Source organism: Shimia sagamensis, assembly GCF_900182745.1.
Classification (GTDB): Bacteria; Pseudomonadota; Alphaproteobacteria; order Rhodobacterales; family Rhodobacteraceae; genus Shimia; species Shimia sagamensis.
The window spans coordinates 508,676-527,011 of sequence record NZ_FXTY01000003.1 but is presented as its reverse complement, the minus strand read 5'-3'; the positions used below and the strand labels follow the sequence as shown (position 1 = coordinate 527,011).

The following is an 18,336-nucleotide window of genomic DNA, read 5'->3' as shown; positions in this document are numbered from 1 at the left end:
TGTGTTCCAACGTTGTGACAAGGTCACGACGCGGCTCTCAATAAGTTGCTTACGCAGCCTCTGCCTTTTCCTCGACGGTAGACAGGATGGATGCGATGTTCGAAGCAGGTGCGCCAATGGCGCCGGCGATGTTGGAAGCAGGGGCGCCGAGCATGCTTGCGATCTGAGCAATAAGCTCGTCGCGCGAAGGCATTTTCGACACTGCTGTAACACCAGCACGGTCCAGAGCGTTCTCGCCCATTGCACCACCAACGATCTCAAATTGCTTGTGATCTTTGGCGAAGTCTTCGGCCACTTTGGCAGCTGCCACAGGGTCCTCAGAATAGGTCAGAACGGTCATACCCGACAGAAGGCCACCGATGCTTTCGCATGGTTTGCCATCCAGGGCGATCTTGGCGAGCCTGTTCTTGGCGACACGAACAGCACCACCCGCTTCACGAGCACGTGCGCGAAGGTCCTGCATGTCAGCAACCGTGAGACCCGCGTAGTGGGCAACCACTACAACGCCAGAGCTTTCAAAGATCTGGCCGAGCTCGTCGACCAACTTCTCTTTTTGTGCTCTATCCACAGTTTTACTCCAAAATTGGGGATTGCTCCCCGGCTCAGTTTTGCGCACCACAAAAGCGGCACGCGTTTAGGTCCATACATTGGGTTGGGAACCAAGATCGCCGAAAGCACCAATAAGGGCTTTCTAAGAATTCTTGTCTCTTACCCCATCTCAGAAAGGAATTATTCAGGCGAACCCAAACCCTTCGTCTTGGACAGGCCACCCCAAGAAAGAATCGACAGGCGACTCCGTTTCGGAATGGGCAGGGGCCGTTTACCGCCCACACGACCACTTTGCAAGCACAGAATCCCCTGCCAACAAAGAAGCGGTTCCCTTCCCGGCACCGACCGCTAGAGTGTGGCCAATACCGCTGGGTACTATTTGCAAAGGCTTTCACATGACATCTGACTGCACTCTTTCAAACGACCACCTCAGCCTGTCAGTCGCTGAAATGGGCGCCGAAATGCAATATCTACGCACACAATCCGGTATGGATCTGTTGTGGGACGGTGACCCGGCCTACTGGACTGGCCGCGCACCCGTGTTGTTTCCCATTGTCGGGCGCGCTGTGGACGACAGGATTGCTGTTGGTGAGCACAGTGCAGACATGGCGCAGCATGGCATTGCGCGGCGGCGCGCATTTGCACTGGAAGAGCAAAGCAAATTGCATTGCCGCCACGTCTTGCGTGCCGACCCTGAAACGCGCGCGCAGTACCCCTTCGACTTCGCATTGTACCTCACACATGCGCTTTCAAACGCAACCCTGACCGTCACCGCACGTGTTGAGAACCTTTCCGAAACCGAGATGCCGTTTGGCTTTGGTTTTCACCCGGCCTTCCACTGGCCCCTGCCCGGCGCGGAGACACAGCCGCACCTCGTTCAGTTGCAGTCAGGCAGCAGCCCGACCCAACAGCCGCTGCAATCCGACGGATTACTGATGCCAAACAGGGAGGATGGCCCCTTCCGCAAGGGGTGCTTAGGCATAACAGAGCCTTTGTTCAAGGACGGCGCACTGGTGTTCCCCAATGGCACTGAGGCGTTGCGATACGGAGCGAAAGACGGCCCTGGGCTGTCGTTCACGTTCCACAACCTACCCGATTTGGCGCTCTGGAAGCCGGTCGACGCGCCATTTCTATGTGTTGAGCCATGGCACGGGACGGCGTCTCTGGTCGGGGATGGCCCGCAGATTGCGGAGCGGCCAAACAGCGTCATGCTCGCGGCCGGTGAGGCGGCTGAATTTGGCTACAGTGTCACTGCTGAGATCTAAGCGTCACAACATTTCACACAACCGGACCAATCACCGATGACTCGCGCCGCTTTAAAGCGGCGCGATATTTTATCCGTAGATTGCCTTGGCCTCACGAAACGACAACAAGCGCCGCGTTTTCTCATCCCATAGGTGCAAACGCGCACTTACGAGGCTTTCGCGAACCGTCAGCTGGTTGTTGTCTGCCAACTCGGCATAATCCCGCAACACATCCGGCAACCGGTAAAATGGTATACGGCTATAAAGATGGTGCACGTGGTGGATGCCGATATTGGCGCTGAACCATTGCAAAACTGCAGGCAGACGATAGTAGGAGCTGCCTTTCAAAGCGGCCTCATGCAAGTCCCAATTCTCTGCTTCATCATACTGGGTATGTTCAAATTGGTGTTGGACATAGAACAGCCATACACCAGCCGTCGCCGCTACAATTGTAGACGGCAGGAAGATCAACAGGATTGGCGCAAGACCACCAAAATTGAAAACTGTGAGCAACATAACAATCAACGCCACATTGGTGGCCATGGCACTGACCCAGTACTTACGGCTGTCCATCAAACCAAGCGGCAGGCGGTTTTGTACAAAAAACAGATAGAATGGTCCGAGGCCAAACATAGTCAGCGGATGGCGTACCATGCGGTACTGCAAGCGCCGCAAGGGAGACGCCGCCTGATACTCAGCCACGGTCATTGTGTAGACATCGCCAATGCCGCGTTTTTCCAGATTACCTGCCGCACTATGGTGGATTGAATGGGTGCGTCGCCACACGTCATATGGCGTCAGAGTAATCACTCCGAGAGCCCGACCCAACCAGTCGCTCACCTCACGACTTTTGAAAAACGCCCCATGGCCGCAGTCGTGCTGAATGGTGAAGAGGCGCACCAGAAAAAGCGCGTTCAGAACCGAAATGGCAAAGGTCAGCCACAGGCTGATGGACATGCTCCACCACGCCAAGGCCCAAAGTGCCACAAACGGCACCACGGTCACCAACAATTCCAGGACACTACGCGCCTCGTTGGGCTCCCGGTATTGCGCGAGGACTTTGACCCATTCGCGCGCGGAGCGCTCAACAGGCTGATCGGATTGCGGAACGGAGTGGATTACCATTTGCCTGCCAATGTTTTGTTCGTTGCGATGTGGATAGACGAAAGCGCGCGGCTGGCAATTGATTTTTGATCACATCCTTGCCGTGGCGTCAGTTTTTTCGCGTTTTGCGGCATTTTACCGCCAAGGGCGACGACATGGCGCACCCAATGGGGTGTCTCGTCAGTGCCGATGATTGATGCCGCCAAATAGGATTCCCCACTTGGCAGGCCCATTGTCGCGTTTATTGGCGCCCACGGCACAACCTGCGCGCGGACGCCAATAAACACATCTCTGGTTAGAAGTCCTGCCACAACTCCATATCAACCGCCGCGTTGCCATCCACGGCCACGGGGGCTGACTTGCGCTTTGGTGCAGGTTCAGGTGAAGCTGCAGGAGTTGGTTTGGAGGCCTTTGGCACCACCGATGGCGCTTTGGGAGCTGCCGTCACGACGGGTTCATCGACAACCGCTGAGGCATCGGTCTTGAACTCAGACACCATGCTCATCAATTCAGTCGCGTCTTTCGCAAGCATCTGCCCTGCAGCGGTAGATTCCTCCACCATGGCTGCATTGGCCTGTGTGACCTGGTCCAGCTGCACAACACTCGCGTTGATCTCTGCCAGCCCCGCCGACTGATCCGTCGCGCTTCGGGCAATCTCTGAAACCATTTGCGAGATGTTGTTGACGCGGTCGGCAATGCTGGTCAACGCCTCGCCTGCTTTGCCAACCAGATCAACACCGCTCTCAACTTGCTGCGTGCTGTCGCTGATCAACGCCTTGATCTCACTGGCCGCATCCGAGGACTTCAGCGCCAGCGCCCTCACTTCAGATGCCACCACCGCAAATCCGCGGCCAGCATCGCCCGCCCGTGCGGCTTCCACGCCAGCGTTCAATGCCAACAGATTTGTCTGGAAAGCAATGTCATCAATCACACCAATGATCTGGGAGATGTGGCGCGAGCCTTCCTCGATCTCGGTCATCGCGGAAACCGCATCTCGCACAACTTCACCACTGACTTCTGCCTCGGTGCGCGCTTCCGCGACAACCGTTTCTACATTGCGCGTGCCTTCGGCAGCTGTTTCCACGTTGTTGGTCATCTCTTTCAACGCTGCTGCAGTCTCTTCCAACGTGGCCGCCTGGTTTTCTGTCCGCTGAGACAGGTCTAGCGACGATTGGCTGATCTCGGCGGCACCACTTTTGATGCTGTCAGCAGACTGCACCACCTTGGACACAGTGGTGTTAAGTTGGCGCACGGTTTTGTTGAAGTCCAAACGCAGCGCGTCGTGATCCTCGGTAAACGGCTGATCAATTGTCCGGGCAAAGTCCCCTTGCGACAATTGGCCAAGGCCTGCGCTCAACTTCTCAACGACAACTTCCTGCTCACGTGCGGCCACCGCGCGCTGCTCTTCGGCGACACGGGCTTTTTGCAGATCCCCGCGCATAGCCACCAGCGTCTTGCCCAGGGCTCCAATCTCGTCGCCGCGATCCGCCGCCGTAACCTCCGTCTCAAAATCACCTCCGGAGATCTTTTCCATGTCATCGCTGATGTTGCTCAGCGGACGGGTGATAGAGCGGGCAAACATCCATCCAAGCACCGACAAAGCCGACGCCATAAGAACGCTCACCGCGATGAGAATACGGGCCTGCGCCCAAACCGGGCCCATGGTCTCGCTGACATCTTGCTCAGCGATAATAGCCCAGTTGGCATAGTCCAGCTCGAGCGGCTTGGCATATGAAACCACCTGCTGGCCATTAAGACCTGTGTCCACTTCATAGACACTCTCTCCATCAAGCGCTTCTTGAATGTGGTGGGTCATCTCAAGAGGGTCGAGCACCTGGAACGCTTCTTCAAAGCGTGATGTTGTGCGCGCCAAACCGTCGTCACCCACAATAAATATCTGTGTGGTTTCGCCAAGTCCCAGGCTGCTGTTCACAATGGCCCCCATCATGTCGACCGGGATTTGCAAAGCCACCACACCCAACACAGTGTTGTCAGTCCCACGCACAGGAGCAGCGATAAAGGCCGCTGCGGCCCCGTAACTTGGCGCATAAGGCTTCATGTCATCAAAGCTCATGCTGCCCGGCGCGCCGGTCAAAGCGGATTTGAACGCCGTGGCAAGACCGCTGTCTTTGTAGGCCCCCGTCACAAGGCTGGTGGCATAGTCCATTTCTTTGAACACCGAATAGACAATGTCCCCGGCCGGGCTGATCAGAAAGGCATCATAGTAGCCTTTAGTGTCAATCAGGGTGCGCAAACCCGGATGATACAATGCATGGTTTGTGTGATAGGCCGCATCCCCTTGCGCCCGATCCAACAGATGTTTTGAGCCAACCTCATTTGGATTGCTCGTGATATAGGCTGCTGTCAACTCGGATTGCGCGGCTCCCCCCAACGCCTCCCAAGACTGACTGAAATCCATCAATGCATTGGCCGTTGCCGGAGACACCGACAAGGATTCCAGATCCGCCTCAACCCCTTTGAGCATTTGGCGCACGGCATATCGTCGATCCGCGATCGTAGAGAACATCTGGTTCTCGACCGCCGAAAAGGCGTATTTTTGGAGTGCAAAAAGGCTGGCTGAGATCAGTCCAGCCGCAAGCAGAATACTGAAACCGACTATGAAAATCGGCAGCTTTCTGGAAAGCGGGATTGAATTGAGGCGTGGCATTAGTGGTCCTATCGGCTGTCCTAACGTATGGTCAACGCCTGTGCCAAAGGACTTAACAAACACCAAAGAACCACAATAAGCCACGGATTTTGCTGCAAAACACATCCTGTGGGTGAGCCTGAAATTCCACCAACTCGCTCATAAATATTTTAGCGCCCCGAATTAATTCAGGTACCCGCAGCGCAAATCAAAAAGGCACTCTGATCATTCTTTGAGCAGTTTAAGAACACGAATCGTAAACCTGTGAACCAAAAAGGGCGCCCCAATGGGACGCCCTCAAATCTCTTAGATTCTATGATCTTACTGTGCGGATGCATTGTCCACGGAGATGGTCACACCTGGGCCCATAGTGGAGCTCAGAGCGATCTTCTTCACGTAGGCACCTTTGGCGCCAGCAGGACGGGCTTTCAGAATTGCACCCATAAAGGCACGCACGTTCTCAACCAGCTTGCCTTCGTCGAAAGAGGCTTTGCCAACGCCGGCGTGAACCACACCAGCTTTTTCGACTTTAAACTGCACTTCGCCACCTTTGGCTGCTTCTACGGCTGCTTTCACATCCATAGTCACAGTGCCAACTTTTGGGTTTGGCATCAGGTTACGTGGACCAAGCACTTTACCCAGACGGCCTACAACCGGCATCATGTCTGGTGTCGCGATGCAGCGATCAAAGTCGATGGTGCCGCCCTGAACGGTTTCCATCAGATCTTCTGCGCCAACGATGTCCGCGCCAGCTGCCTGAGCTTCCTCGGCTTTTGGACCACGAGCAAACACAGCCACGCGTACGGACTTGCCGGTGCCGTTTGGCAGACCAACAACGCCGCGAACCATTTGGTCAGCGTGACGTGGGTCAACACCCAGAACAACAGCGATCTCGACGGTTTCGTCAAACTTCGCGCCAGCGTTGCCTTTTACCAGAGCAACAGCTTCTTCAACACTCAGGTTGGATTTGCCTGCGAACGCGTCACGCGCTGCGGCAGTACGTTTACCAAGCTTTGCCATTACTTCACCTCGATGCCCATGGAGCGCGCGGAACCAAGGATAATCTGCATTGCAGCCTCGATGTCGTTTGCGTTCAGGTCTTTCATTTTTGCTTCGGCGATTTCTTTCACCTGAGCAGCGGTGACAGAACCCACAACTTCACGGCCAGGCAGGTTTGCACCGGACTTCAGTTTGGCAGCCTTCTTCAGGTAGTAAGACGCAGGTGGCGTCTTGATGTCCATGGTGAAGGACTTGTCCTGATAGTAGGTGATCACGGTTGGGCACGGCGCACCGGCTTCCAGTTCCTGTGTCTTGGCGTTGAACGCCTTACAGAATTCCATGATGTTGATGCCGCGCTGACCCAGCGCAGGACCCACGGGTGGGGATGGGTTGGCTTGACCTGCAGGAACCTGCAGCTTCATTGTACCAGCTAGCTTCTTAGCCATTTGGTGTTCCTTTCAACGTGAGCGAAACGCGTTCCGCCCGGTTCGTGTTGCGTGGTCCGATCGAGCATCGCGATGCCAAAACCTCCCACGAGAGAATCTCGCCCGAAGACGATAGAGGGCCGTTTAGGCTTGTTTTGATGGCTTGGCAAGGGGGATCGAACTAGGGACAATGGGCAGATCTACCTGGACTTGTACAAGTTGCCATGTAAGGCCTAAATCGGAGCAACTGCCGACGAGTGAAACATGCCTCCTGAATTTGTCTACGCCGAGCCAGATTTCGAAGCACAAATTGAAATCTTAGCTCCTGAACTAGGCGGGCGCAGCGTTCCGGCACGTAATCAATTAAGGTGGGATTTTGCCTACGCAAATGACGCGGGGTACGCAATTGGCGGCACTCCATTGGACCTTTTTATGATCTATCCGAATTTCCTTACTGCAACCGGCCACCCGCTTTCAAAAGAGGCACCTATCTCGGGCACCATGAATGCCCATATGCACATCGTATTGCGAGACCGCTTGCCGGTTCATCAAGGGCTGATCAAAGTTGGCACCCGTTTCAATTGCCATGAAGGCGCGCATATTGTGGCAAAAGGCGTCGTCACGCGCCTCATTGGGCTTGCCCAAATCTGACTTCGAGGACCGCTAGGGGCCTAGGTAGGCGGCAGGTTTTCTTATGTCCTTTTACACCTCAAAAAACTTCCGCACCTTCTCCGCATCACGCGCAAAAGTCTCAAACCCCATCGTGTCATAATAGGCCAGCGCATCCGGGCTCTTGGCACCAATCGTAGCCTCGATCTTCTGTAACCCGGCCCCCTCTGCCGCTGCCCGTGTGGCGGCAAATAGCTTGCGCCCTACCCCACGCCGCGCGGCCTTTGGGTTCACATGCGTGCCAATGATCCCCCAGCCCGGCTCCACACCATAGGGATTGCCTTCTGTGGCCCGCAGCAAAATTTGAATACCCAAGAGCGTGCCATCTGCGTCTTCAGCCACAGAACAGGCAATATTGTCTACGTGACCAATATAAACATCGCGGACAAAATCCTCGTCCGCTGGCAGCCGCCGTTTTCCCAACGCCACCAAGGCGTTCAGGAAGTCACTCACCTCCGCCGCGTCCTCACGCTTTGCCTGTCGGATAATCATTTGCGCCCTCTCCCTCACTGCTACGTCGGTTAGCACCATCCATCCTCAACCAGAAGATGCAAGCACCGATACAAACACAAAAGCCCCCGCAGTCACCTGCGAGGGCCTTTTTTCCTAACAAGCGCTTAGGCCGCTTTATCTGCCCGGCTCCAAGCAAACTGCTGAAACGCCGGGTCAACCGCAGTCTGCGCCACGTGATTGGTGTAGTTGCTCAGAATCTTCTGCGACAGGCCCAGAATGATCTCCAGCACCTGCTGAGAGCCATAGCCCGCCGCATAAAACGCCTCATACTCCGCTGGGTTCACATTCCCACGCCCCCGCACCAGCGCCAGCGTAAAAGTCCGCAGCGCTTCCAATTTTGGATCGGCCAGCGGTGTCTCATCTCGCAGCGCGTCAATAACACCCTGATCGACAGTCATCGAATGTGCGATGCCTGTGTGGGCGGGCACACAGTAGTGGCATTCATGCTCCACATTGATCGACTGCCACACAACGGTCAGTTCGGTGTTGTCAAAGCTGGTGCTGACAAAAGCCTCATGGGTGCGCTGGTAGGTTTCCAACAACTGCGGCGCGTCGGCCATCACCTGATAAAGCCCCGGCAAAAACCCATAGGCTTTCTCCGAGGCAATCAAACGCTCCTTGGCAGCTTCTGGTGCGGTGTCAGCAGTATGGCGCGGGAAAGTGGTCATCGTCGTGTCCTTTTTAAATCATCAACGTGACTGTCATATGGGCAACTTGAGTGATCGCTCAAGTGGCAAATTGAGTAATCACTCAAGCGTGATCTTGGCTTTACCACTGCATAGACGTACATAGGGGGACATGAATGTGAGCCACGACAAAGACGTCGCGCTGGATCAGGCGCTGGACCTGTTCTGGAAACAGGGATACGCCTCCACATCCCTTAAGGATTTGGAGCGTGCTACCGGCATGCATCCTGGCTCACTCTATGCAGCGTTTGGCAGCAAGGCGAAGCTCTACTGTTTGAGCCTGGAACGCTATGCAACGCGACTGAGTGCCTTGCGGGCAGAGCTGCAGGTGCAAGCGGCATCGCCGCTGGACGGCCTCGCAGACTTCATTGCCAAAGCGCACCCACTGTCCGATGCCGATGCGCCTCTGCCGGTGTGTTACCTGGTGAAAGCCACTTTGGAGACCAGCAAAGGCAATCAAGCCATTGAAGACAAACTCTCAGATCTGCTCACCCAGAACGACGCGACCTTTGCAGCGGTCTTTCAACAGGCCATTGACGCTGGTGACTTGCCCGCCAATAGCGACGCCAAAAAACTGGCCCGCCAATTGAGCGCTGATCTGGCGGGACTGTGTTTCTATGCGCTGCGCGAAACCGATGCTGCGGTGATCAAGGAGATGGTCACGGATCTGACCGATCAGGTTCGCCGCCGGCACTGACAACGTCCACCCATACTGACCGTAATGCTAGCACGCCTTCGCTCATTCCATCTTGGGCTGCACCGGTTCAGAGTTGTCCCAATGCTCCACAATTTGATCGTTCTTCATGCGGAAGATGTCCACCATATTGAGTGGCGCCCCTTCAGAACTTCCCCGACTGAGTACCGCCACAAAATCCCCTTCGGCAACGGTTAGAACCCGCTCATGGTAAACTAGGGGACAGGAATCTTGCTCAAAGAAGGTTTGGAAACTTTCCCACCCATCTTCATAGTTTGGAGAGTGCTCGATAACGAAATCAATGTTGACGTAGTCAGGCATTGATCGAGTGTCCCGTCCAATCACGCACTGATCCATAAACTCTTCTATGAGCGCCTTATTGGTTTCGACTTTATCATGCTCTTTCGGCAGGGCTGGCCCCCCGATCTTAGAGCGCCCCGAAGGATTGCGAATGGAGTCCACCTGCTGCACCCCCCAATGATCGGTCACGTGCCCGTTTTCATCCAGCTTGAAGAAATCCGTGGAGACTTTTTGGCCGCTACCATCAGCGGTTCCAAAATGCAGATGAAGAAATACAAAATTATCCTCTTGCAAAGCGCGCACCACTCGCACTTCACGGAAGTTGCGATCGGACAGTACCCGCTCAAGATAAGCGAACAACTCTTCCTTTCCACCACCGATGTTATGGTCCACAAAATTTTCGCTGATATAGGCCTCCAACGTAGTTCGAGGCTGGGCTTCGCGCAGGCACTTTTTCACAAGCGCCACGAATTGGGGGGTATAATTTTTCACAAGCTGAAGAACTCCAACAACCGAAGAAACGGCAATTTTTCCGTAATATAGTCACAGCTTCCGACATCGCCTTTGGAGTTCCCGCCAAGTTGTTGGGGATTCCTGCCACAGGCGAAATTGCCTTTTATTCGCCACACTCAGGAAACAAAAAAGGCGCCGCTCCAACAGCGACGCCTCCTCAATTAGCTTGCTCAAGCAGAATTACATCTGCTTGGTCACCTGCGTGAACTCCAGTTCGACAGGTGTTTCGCGACCAAAGATCGACACGGTCACTTTCAAACGCTGGTTCTCGTCGTCGACTTCCTCGACCATGCCGTCGAAATCTTCGAACGGGCCTTCGTTGACCTTGACCTTCTCGCCAATTTCGAAGCTGATCAACAGCTTTGGTGTGGAGGCTTCGCCCTCTTCCACGCGGCCCAAGATGCCCTGAACTTCCGCATCCCGCATCGGCATTGGGCGCCCCTGTGGACCCAAAAAGCCAGTAACGCGGTTGATCGAGTTGATCAGGTGATAACCGTGGTCGCTCATTTCCATGTGCACCAGCACATAGCCTGGCATAAAGCGGCGCTCGGAAGTCACTTTTTTGCCGCGACGCACTTCGATCACTTCTTCGGTTGGAACCAGCACTTCGTCAATCTGATCCTCAAGCCCTTGCTCTTCGACCGATGTGCGAATTGTCTCGGCGACCTTCTTTTCGAAGTTCGAAAGTACGCTAACCGAATACCACCGTTTCGCCATGTGTTCGTTTTCCCGTCATTGTCGGCGTCGCGCCGGAGTGTCGTTTATGGTCACAGTCTTCAAACAGACCGTCAGAAACAAAAAATCGGCGTGCAACTCGAATCGCCACACGCCACGTATCTTCTAAAGCAGTGCGTAGCGCCGTTGCCCCTTGATTTCAAGAGACAACCGGCACGTGCAGCTTAGCCAAACAGCGCCAGAACACCCTGCAAGCCGGAGCGGATCAGGATATCCACCAGCGAGAAGAACACAGCTGTAAGGGCTGCCATGATGAACACCATCACGGTGGTCAACAACACCTCGCGGCGGGTCGGCCAGACCACTTTGGATACTTCCGCGCGGACCTGCTGAATGAATGTGATCGGATTGGTTTTCGCCATGACGCTTCTTCTCTGCCTTGATCAGAGGTCGACATACTTGGGCCGCCAGGCAAATTCAAGGCCCAACACCAAAGCAATCACTCGTTAGGTGCACTTATCTCAGGATTTGATGCGATCCAACCGCGCCGCAAAGCCCGGATCAATTGGTCCATCAAAGATCGGATTCTCTGAGGATGGACGGTACAACACTGGATGCCAGCGGTGAGGAAGAAGTTTTTGCAATGCCCGACCAAGCGATGGATCGGCCCAGACAAACCGCTTCAGCATGTATAGCACAATGCGCGCCATGCGATCTTGTCCAATCAAGGCCCCAACCAGCAGAAGCGATGAGACAAACATCAATGCCAGCATAGGAATAAACCAAGGTTGCCAGGCCACAACACCCGCCAGAAAGACCACGGCCACCAGACGCGGAGACATCAGGAACCGCCGTAGGTTACGGCTTGCGCTGCCCTCGGTCACCTCAATCCTGCGCCAAGAGCGTTCGATCTCAAACAGGTCTTCTTCTGGCGCTACCAGCTCAGGAAACGGCGACGGGTCTTGCGGCGCCACATCGACGTCTTCGGTGTGATTTTCCGGTTGCGTTGTGTCGCGATTTTTGTCGCGCTTGTTGCGCCGGCCGGCAAACAACACGGTTTCTTCCAGCGGCTTTGGCTGTGGCACCGGATCAGATTCGGCCAACAACGCGCGGATCGTGTCCAGCGTCGCGTCGGTGAATGGCTCACCCGGTTCTATGATGTCTTGGCCGTATTGCGGCGGTTTTAGCCGCTCAGGCGGTGTGGCAGTCTCTTGCATATCTCAACCCGATTTTTACCCAACACCCCAATCGCAACGCGCGATGTAACTCAGCAGCCTTGCAGGACAGCAAGGCATTCCTTAGGTCAAATTATGGAAAAACTGTGGCGGCCTCCCGAGGGGCACCTGTCTAGTGCGGTATCCGATCCAACAGGCGGCGCACAATGCCTATCTCGCGCCCCCACATGCGCGACAGATGGTGCACCGCGGCATAGACCGCATCCCGCGCCCGTTCAGGGCCCAGCAAAACCGCCGTCAACAACAGCATCACCACCATCCAGATCATAAGGCGTATGGTGATCGACGGCACAACTGCGGCCAGTGTGATCACCACAATCAGCGCTAAAAGCCGTGGCCGCGGCCAGCGCACATTCTCTTCAATTGCATCTTCTGAAAGGGAGGGTGCGGCTTGTGCGAGAGACGGCACGACTGAGTCGCTCTGTGGTTCGTCTTGAGGCTTTACTGACTTGCCGGACAGCTTCGCCATTCGGTGCTTGGCTTCTCGCATCAATCGTCGGTTTTCAACACGCACATCCGACGCAACATCCTGTTGGCCGTCATGGTCCGCCTGCGGCTGAACCGGTTCAAAATCTCCAAGGCGTAACTCATGCCTCATAGCCCACTCCTCACACTTAAGCCGCCGTCGCAGCGCCTGCGGTCAACATTCCGCAAGTCATTGTCTTGGTTAATGAAAGGTAAATGGGGCCGGAGCACGGCTGAGAATGGGGCGAAACTGGGTTCTTTCAAGACAACAATAAGGTCCGCTTCTCACCCCCATGTATTCTTTTGATACAAAACGACATTGACGCAGGGTCGCTTGGATTGTTGTTCTCTCAAAACAAGTGCTACGCAGTTACGGAACCATCATGGGAGGCACAGATGGACAGAGCAGACGTGGTAGATGGCGGTTTTCGCGCGTGCATCAATTCCAAAGAGTTTCCAACCGGCTCCGCGCCCAATGACGCACTTCCAGCTGATCTAGCGACAGAGATTTTTGCCGCACAGTGCCTGAGCCGCAACCTCGACCGCCGCTCGCGCAAAATGCAATCCGAAGGCAACGGCTACTACACCATTGGCTCCTCTGGTCACGAAGGCATGGCCGCTGTTGCCGCCGCCCTGCGCCCGGACGACATGGCATTTTTACATTATCGCGATGGCGCCTTCCAAACCATGCGGTCTTCGCAGGTCGAAGGCGTGGATGCGGCGTGGGACATGTTGCTCAGCTTCTGCACGGCCAAAGAGGATCCGATCTCCGGTGGACGTCACAAAGTGCTGGGCTCCAAAGCGCTCAACATCCCACCACAAACCTCCACTATTGCTTCCCACTTGCCCAAAGCCGTGGGGGCCGCTTACTCTCTTGGTCTCGGCAAACGCCGCGCGCCAGAACACAAGTGCTTGCCCGATGACGGCATTATTATGTGTTCCTTTGGCGACGCCTCTGCCAACCACTCCACTGCACAAGGCGCCATCAACACCGCCTGCTGGACCGCATACCAATCGGCCCCCATGCCGCTCCTATTTGTCTGCGAAGACAACGGCATTGGCATCTCCACCCGCACCCCCGGCGGCTGGATCAAGGCCAGCTATGAGAACCGCCCGGGCTTGAAATACTTCTCCGCTGATGGGCTCAACATCTACGACGCGTACAAAGTCGCCCAAGAGGCGGCGCATTACGTGCGCACGCAGCGCAAACCTGCCTTCCTGCACATCTCCGTTGTCCGTCTCTACGGCCACGCAGGCTCTGATATGCAGCAAGCCTACCTGCCCAAAGCCACTTTTGAAGCCTGGGAAGCTGATGATCCGCTGCTGCATTCGGTGCGCCTGCTCGATCAGGCTGGCGTGATGTCTCCAGACCAGGCGCTGACCCTCTATCAAGACAGCGAAGATCACTGCGCCAAACTGGCAGCAAAAGCCGTCAAGAAGCCGCGCTTGAAAACCGCCAAAGACGTGATGGCCTCGCTGATCCCACCTGCCCGCACCTGCGCGCCCACCAATGGCCCCAGTGACGAAGCTCGCGCCAAAGCGTTTGGGTCTGACTTCAAACAGATGGACAGCCCACAGCCTATGTCCCGCCTGCTCAACTGGGCGCTCACCGATCTGATGCTGGAACACGGCGAAATCGTGATGATGGGCGAAGACATTGGCACCAAAGGCGGCGTTTACGGCGTCACGCAAAAGCTCAAAGACCGGTTTGGCGCTGACCGGATGATCGACACGCTGCTGGACGAGCAATCCATTCTGGGCCTCGCCATCGGCATGGCGCACAACGGTTTTGTGCCAATGCCCGAAATCCAGTTCCTGGCCTATCTGCACAACGCTGAAGACCAGCTGCGCGGCGAGGCCGCCACCCTACCGTTTTTCTCCAATGGCCAGTTCACCAACCCGATGGTGCTGCGCATTGCCGGATTGGGCTATCAAAAAGGCTTTGGCGGACACTTCCACAATGACAACTCACTGGCCGTGCTACGCGACATCCCCGGCGTGATCATCGCCTGCCCGTCGCGCGGTGACGATGCCGCCAAGATGATGCGCGAATGTGTGCGTCTCGCCCGCGAAGAGCAACGCGTGGTGGTCATGGTCGAACCCATCGCGCTCTACCCGATGCGCGACCTCGTAGAAGACAAAGACAACGGCTGGATGACGACCTATCCGTCACCCGATCAATCCATCGCCCTAGGCGAGGTTGGTGTAGACGGCGACGGCCCTCTGGCAATCCTGACCTACGGCAATGGCCGCTACCTCAGCACACAGGCCGCCGCCGCCCTCAAGGCGCAGGGCATCGACACCCGCGTGATCGACATGCGCTGGCTGGCCCCTCTGCCAACCGAGGATATTCTTGCCGCCCTGAAAGGGGCCAAAAAAGTCCTGATCGTGGACGAATGCCGCACCACCGGCAGCCAATCCGAGGCCCTCATGGCGCTGCTACAGGAACAAACTACCCTGCCCCACGCGCGTATTGCAGCGCATGACAGCTTCATCGCCACCGGTCCGGCTTACGCCGCCACAATGCCGTCACGCGAAAGTATTGCCGAGGCAGCTAAAGAGCTCTGGTCACAGAACTAGCCCCACAAACGAAAAAGCCCCCGCAGTCAAAAACTGCGGGGGCTTCTTTGTGTCAGACTACCAAGCTTAGTTCAGCTTGAAGTACTTGAACTTGGCGGTGTCATCCGGTGCCACGATGGTGTCAACCTTGGAGGCCATGCCCCAGTTCAGCACCTGGTGGTGGATCGGGATGTACAGCTGCTCATCCTGAACAACGGTCCAGATCTCATTGATCATGCCGTTGCGCTTCTCCAGATCGGTTTCACCGGCCAGCGCTTCGATCTTCGCATCCAGGTCGGCATCGCCAAATCGGGTTGCGTTCCAGGAACCATACTTCTCACCTTTGGTGTGGGCGAGGAAGTTGAAGATGTACTCGGAGTCATAGGTCGGAACACCCCAACCCAGCATGTAGAAATCTGTTTCCAGATTGCTCAGCAGTGGGAAGTGCTGTGCCTTAGGCTTGGCGTCCAGGTTCACCTTCACACCAATTTTTGCCAGCATGCCCACGGCCGCCTGACAGATCTTCTCGTCGTTGATATAACGGTCGTTCGGGCAGTTCAGCGTGATGCCAAAACCATCCGCAAAGCCCGCGTCCGCCATCAGACCTTTGGCCTTTTCGATGTCGGTCATGGACGAGCTGTCCATGGCTTCGTTCCAGCCGTTTACAAACGGAGGAGAGATCATGCCCGCAGGTGCGGACTGGCCACGCATCACAACCTTTTGGATCGCCGCGCGGTCAATCGCCATGGACATCGCTTGACGCACACGCACGTCAGACATCGGGTTGATGCCATCCACGTCGTCGTTGGCAATGTCTTCTGCCGCCTGGTTCATACCAAAGAAGATCACGCGGTTCTGAGGTGCTGTGCGCACGTCCAGACCATCGGTGCCGCTCACACGGCCAAGGTCTTGCACAGGCACGTCCTGAATGAAGTCCACTTCACCGGACAGCAGCGCCGCAACACGGGTCGCCGCGTTCTGGATTGGGGTGTAGATCACTTCAGTGACCTGCATTGGGAACTCATCCTTGCCCCAATAGCCATCATACGCAGACAGCACAGTTTTCACGTCCGGCTCACGGGAAACCAGCTTGTAAGGGCCGGTGCCGTTGGCGTTTTTGGCGGCAAAGGTGTTCTCGCCACCTTCATAATCCTGCACTTTGACCGCGTTGTTGGCCTCTGCCCAATCTTTGTCCATGATGAACATGTTGGTCAGGTTGTTGGCCATGATTGGGTTTGGACCGTTGGTCTCAATCTCAATCTCGAACTCGCCGGTGGCGCGCACTTCTTTCACGGATGCCAGAAGCTCTTTGTAGTCGGAGTCTTCGGTCATCGCGCGGTCGAGCGAGAATTTCACATCCTCAGAGTTGAACGCAGCACCATCGTGGAAGGTCACACCTTCGCGCAGCTTGAACACCCAAACATTTGGGTTGTCTGCGGACGGGCCCCATTCGGTGGCCAGCGCCGGCACCATGGCACCGGTCATGTCCCGCATCACAAGCGGCTCCATGATCTGGTGCGCAAGCGCGGAGGTTGGCCCTTCGTTCTGTGCGTGCGGATCCAGCGTAAGCGCATCACCTGCGCGGGCCCAACGGACGGTTTCGGCTTGTGCTAGCATTGGCATCGCTGCAATTGCGGCGGTGGCCAGCATCATTGTTTTGAACTTCATCAATTTCACTCCCCTGATAAAGTTGGTGCGGGGATGATTGACGCGCAGCCCACGAATATCAAGGTAAAACCTGCCTGTTTATTGGGCATAAACCGCTTGACGCAGGTGGAAAAACACAAAAGGGCGCCAAATAAGGCGCCCTGACTGAATATTTGTTCAGTTGGTAAAATTACCGCCGCACTTCTTCCATGAAGCGTTCGCGGATCACAATTGGGTTGGTCTTGATCACCGGCACGGCCACATTGCCGCTTTCACACTTGCTCACGATGATGGTCATCTCGTCGCTGGCAATCGCCGCTTTTACCGCCTCTGTTGTGTCTTCCGCCGAAACCGTCTGCACAGTCTCTGCGCCACATGCCTTAGCCACCGCCGCCAGATCAGTTTTCATACCCGCATAGGTCGGCTGATCCCCGGTGGAGCCATAAGATCCGTTGTCGATGATCAGCAGCGTGAAGTTGCCTTGCGGGTTGTTGCCAATGGTCGCCAGCGTGCCAAGGTTGGTCAGCACAGAACCATCCCCGTCAATTGCGATGACCGGCTTGTCCTGCGCCGCAGCCAAGCCAAGCCCAATGGACGAGGACAGCCCCATTGTCCCAAGCATGTAGAAATTGGACGCGCGATCATCCAGCGCGTGTAGCTCTTGGCTTGGCGCACCAATGTTGCAGACCACAAGATGCTCGCTGATCACCGGAATAAGAGTTTTGAACACATCGTTACGGATCATGCTGAAGCCCTCCAGAAAGAGGCATCACACAGAATGGCCACCGGTTTGGACGCCATCTGCGCATATTCCAGAATGCCCGGCAGCTCCGCGGCGTCTTCCGGTTTGTGGAAATGATAGGTCGGAATGTGCAGCTGGTTCAGGATCGCTTTGGTGTGTAACGCCATTTCGACCTGACAGGCCACCGGCTCGCCCACTTCCCCGCGATAGGAAATCAACATCGGCAGTGGAATTTGATAGAACTGAATGAGTGTCGCCAGCGTATTCACCACCACGCCCAGCGCGGTGTTCTGCATCACAATCGCCGGTTTCATCCCGCCCATAAAGGCCCCGGCACAAAGCCCCATGCCTTCGTCTTCTTTATTGGACGGCATGTGCATGATGTTGGAGGTTTGCTCCAAAATCTCAATCACCCCGGCCAACTGCTTGCACGGCACCGAGGTGATGTAATCAATCCCCGCTGCCTTCAGATCCTCAACGATCTGATGATCCATTGTTGTCGCCATCTGTCCTCCCATCCCTCGCTCGACGCACTCTCTTGAGCGCAGCACCTTTCGCCACTTTGGCCATACACTTGTGCGTCAGTACAGCCAGAATGCTCCAACGGATGGGGCCAGTTCACAAAAAAAGGCCCAAGCGATCCACACCGCTCAGGCCCAACAGTCTCAGT

20 protein-coding genes are annotated in these 18,336 nt (G+C 55.8%); 4 read left to right on the top strand and 16 right to left on the bottom strand.

The window, feature by feature from the left end; all coding sequences use genetic code 11:
* Positions 1-49: 49 nt before the first annotated feature.
* Positions 50-568: a 50S ribosomal protein L10 gene (rplJ, locus tag QOL67_RS10745; protein ID WP_283425962.1), complete on the bottom strand. Its 519-nt coding sequence runs from the start codon at positions 566-568 to the stop codon at positions 50-52.
* A gap of 376 nt (positions 569-944) precedes the next feature.
* Between rplJ and QOL67_RS10740 the strand changes: the two genes are divergently transcribed.
* Positions 945-1,814 carry an aldose 1-epimerase family protein gene (locus QOL67_RS10740; protein ID WP_283425961.1) on the top strand — a complete coding sequence of 290 codons (870 nt, stop codon included), beginning with the start codon at positions 945-947 and terminating at the stop codon, positions 1,812-1,814.
* Positions 1,815-1,883: 69 nt separating this feature from the next.
* On the opposite strand, the gene QOL67_RS10735 is transcribed toward QOL67_RS10740, so the two are convergent.
* The 5 genes from QOL67_RS10735 to rplK all read right to left on the bottom strand — a co-directional run bounded on the left by QOL67_RS10735 (position 1,884) and on the right by rplK (position 6,989).
* On the bottom strand, positions 1,884-2,918 hold the full coding sequence (locus tag QOL67_RS10735) for a fatty acid desaturase (protein ID WP_283425960.1): 1,035 nt from the start codon (positions 2,916-2,918) through the stop codon (positions 1,884-1,886).
* Positions 2,912-3,208 (bottom strand): hypothetical protein, encoded by a 297-nt coding sequence (locus tag QOL67_RS10730; RefSeq protein WP_283425959.1) that lies wholly within the window; start codon positions 3,206-3,208, stop codon positions 2,912-2,914. The genes QOL67_RS10735 and QOL67_RS10730 overlap by 7 nt, the downstream gene beginning before the upstream one ends.
* Complete coding sequence (locus QOL67_RS10725) at positions 3,193-5,565, bottom strand: methyl-accepting chemotaxis protein (RefSeq protein WP_283425958.1); 2,373 nt, start codon at positions 5,563-5,565, stop codon at positions 3,193-3,195. The genes QOL67_RS10730 and QOL67_RS10725 overlap by 16 nt, the downstream gene beginning before the upstream one ends.
* Positions 5,566-5,865: 300 nt before the next feature.
* Positions 5,866-6,564: a 50S ribosomal protein L1 gene (gene rplA, locus QOL67_RS10720; RefSeq protein ID WP_283425957.1), complete on the bottom strand. Its 699-nt coding sequence runs from the start codon at positions 6,562-6,564 to the stop codon at positions 5,866-5,868.
* Positions 6,564-6,989, bottom strand: coding sequence for a 50S ribosomal protein L11 (gene rplK / locus QOL67_RS10715; protein ID WP_164644674.1), 426 nt, complete (start codon positions 6,987-6,989; stop codon positions 6,564-6,566). Before rplK ends, rplA begins: the two co-directional genes overlap by 1 nt.
* A 243-nt stretch (positions 6,990-7,232) precedes the next feature.
* Here rplK and QOL67_RS10710 point away from each other — a divergent pair, with 243 nt between their 5' ends.
* On the top strand, positions 7,233-7,619 hold the full coding sequence (locus QOL67_RS10710; protein WP_283425956.1) for a hypothetical protein: 387 nt from the start codon (positions 7,233-7,235) through the stop codon (positions 7,617-7,619).
* Positions 7,620-7,670: 51 nt separating this feature from the next.
* Here QOL67_RS10710 and QOL67_RS10705 read toward each other — a convergent pair whose 3' ends face one another.
* Together QOL67_RS10705 and QOL67_RS10700 are read right to left on the bottom strand one after the other, a co-directional pair.
* Complete coding sequence (locus QOL67_RS10705; protein WP_283425955.1) at positions 7,671-8,129, bottom strand: GNAT family N-acetyltransferase; 459 nt, start codon at positions 8,127-8,129, stop codon at positions 7,671-7,673.
* A 125-nt stretch (positions 8,130-8,254) separates the two neighbouring features.
* Positions 8,255-8,818, bottom strand: coding sequence for a carboxymuconolactone decarboxylase family protein (locus QOL67_RS10700; RefSeq protein ID WP_283425954.1), 564 nt, complete (start codon positions 8,816-8,818; stop codon positions 8,255-8,257).
* Positions 8,819-8,954: 136 nt separating this feature from the next.
* Here QOL67_RS10700 and QOL67_RS10695 point away from each other — a divergent pair, with 136 nt between their 5' ends.
* On the top strand, positions 8,955-9,533 hold the full coding sequence (locus QOL67_RS10695; protein ID WP_283425953.1) for a TetR/AcrR family transcriptional regulator: 579 nt from the start codon (positions 8,955-8,957) through the stop codon (positions 9,531-9,533).
* A 42-nt stretch (positions 9,534-9,575) separates the two neighbouring features.
* Here QOL67_RS10695 and QOL67_RS10690 read toward each other — a convergent pair whose 3' ends face one another.
* The 5 genes from QOL67_RS10690 to QOL67_RS10670 all read right to left on the bottom strand — a co-directional run bounded on the left by QOL67_RS10690 (position 9,576) and on the right by QOL67_RS10670 (position 12,851).
* Complete coding sequence (locus QOL67_RS10690; RefSeq protein ID WP_283425952.1) at positions 9,576-10,322, bottom strand: nuclear transport factor 2 family protein; 747 nt, start codon at positions 10,320-10,322, stop codon at positions 9,576-9,578.
* A gap of 201 nt (positions 10,323-10,523) precedes the next feature.
* Positions 10,524-11,060 (bottom strand): transcription termination/antitermination protein NusG, encoded by a 537-nt coding sequence (gene nusG, locus QOL67_RS10685; protein ID WP_283425951.1) that lies wholly within the window; start codon positions 11,058-11,060, stop codon positions 10,524-10,526.
* Between the two features lie 182 nt (positions 11,061-11,242).
* The gene (gene secE / locus QOL67_RS10680; protein WP_283425950.1) at positions 11,243-11,440 is read right to left on the bottom strand and encodes a preprotein translocase subunit SecE; all 198 of its coding nucleotides are present in this window, start codon (positions 11,438-11,440) and stop codon (positions 11,243-11,245) included.
* 99 nt (positions 11,441-11,539) lie between these two features.
* Complete coding sequence (locus QOL67_RS10675) at positions 11,540-12,235, bottom strand: hypothetical protein (protein ID WP_283425949.1); 696 nt, start codon at positions 12,233-12,235, stop codon at positions 11,540-11,542.
* A gap of 130 nt (positions 12,236-12,365) precedes the next feature.
* Positions 12,366-12,851, bottom strand: coding sequence for a hypothetical protein (locus QOL67_RS10670; protein WP_283425948.1), 486 nt, complete (start codon positions 12,849-12,851; stop codon positions 12,366-12,368).
* Between the two features lie 263 nt (positions 12,852-13,114).
* Between QOL67_RS10670 and QOL67_RS10665 the strand changes: the two genes are divergently transcribed.
* Positions 13,115-15,298 carry a thiamine pyrophosphate-dependent enzyme gene (locus tag QOL67_RS10665; protein WP_283425947.1) on the top strand — a complete coding sequence of 728 codons (2,184 nt, stop codon included), beginning with the start codon at positions 13,115-13,117 and terminating at the stop codon, positions 15,296-15,298.
* 66 nt (positions 15,299-15,364) lie between these two features.
* Here the strand turns inward: QOL67_RS10665 and QOL67_RS10660 are convergent, their stop codons facing one another.
* The 3 genes from QOL67_RS10660 to comD form a co-directional block, all read right to left on the bottom strand.
* A complete protein-coding gene (locus QOL67_RS10660) occupies positions 15,365-16,945 on the bottom strand; it encodes an ABC transporter substrate-binding protein (protein ID WP_283425946.1) in 1,581 nt (526 codons plus the stop codon).
* A 169-nt stretch (positions 16,946-17,114) separates the two neighbouring features.
* Positions 17,115-17,669: a sulfopyruvate decarboxylase subunit beta gene (gene comE / locus QOL67_RS10655; RefSeq protein ID WP_283425945.1), complete on the bottom strand. Its 555-nt coding sequence runs from the start codon at positions 17,667-17,669 to the stop codon at positions 17,115-17,117.
* On the bottom strand, positions 17,666-18,172 hold the full coding sequence (comD, locus tag QOL67_RS10650; RefSeq protein ID WP_283425944.1) for a sulfopyruvate decarboxylase subunit alpha: 507 nt from the start codon (positions 18,170-18,172) through the stop codon (positions 17,666-17,668). Before comD ends, comE begins: the two co-directional genes overlap by 4 nt.
* Positions 18,173-18,336 lie beyond the last annotated feature (164 nt).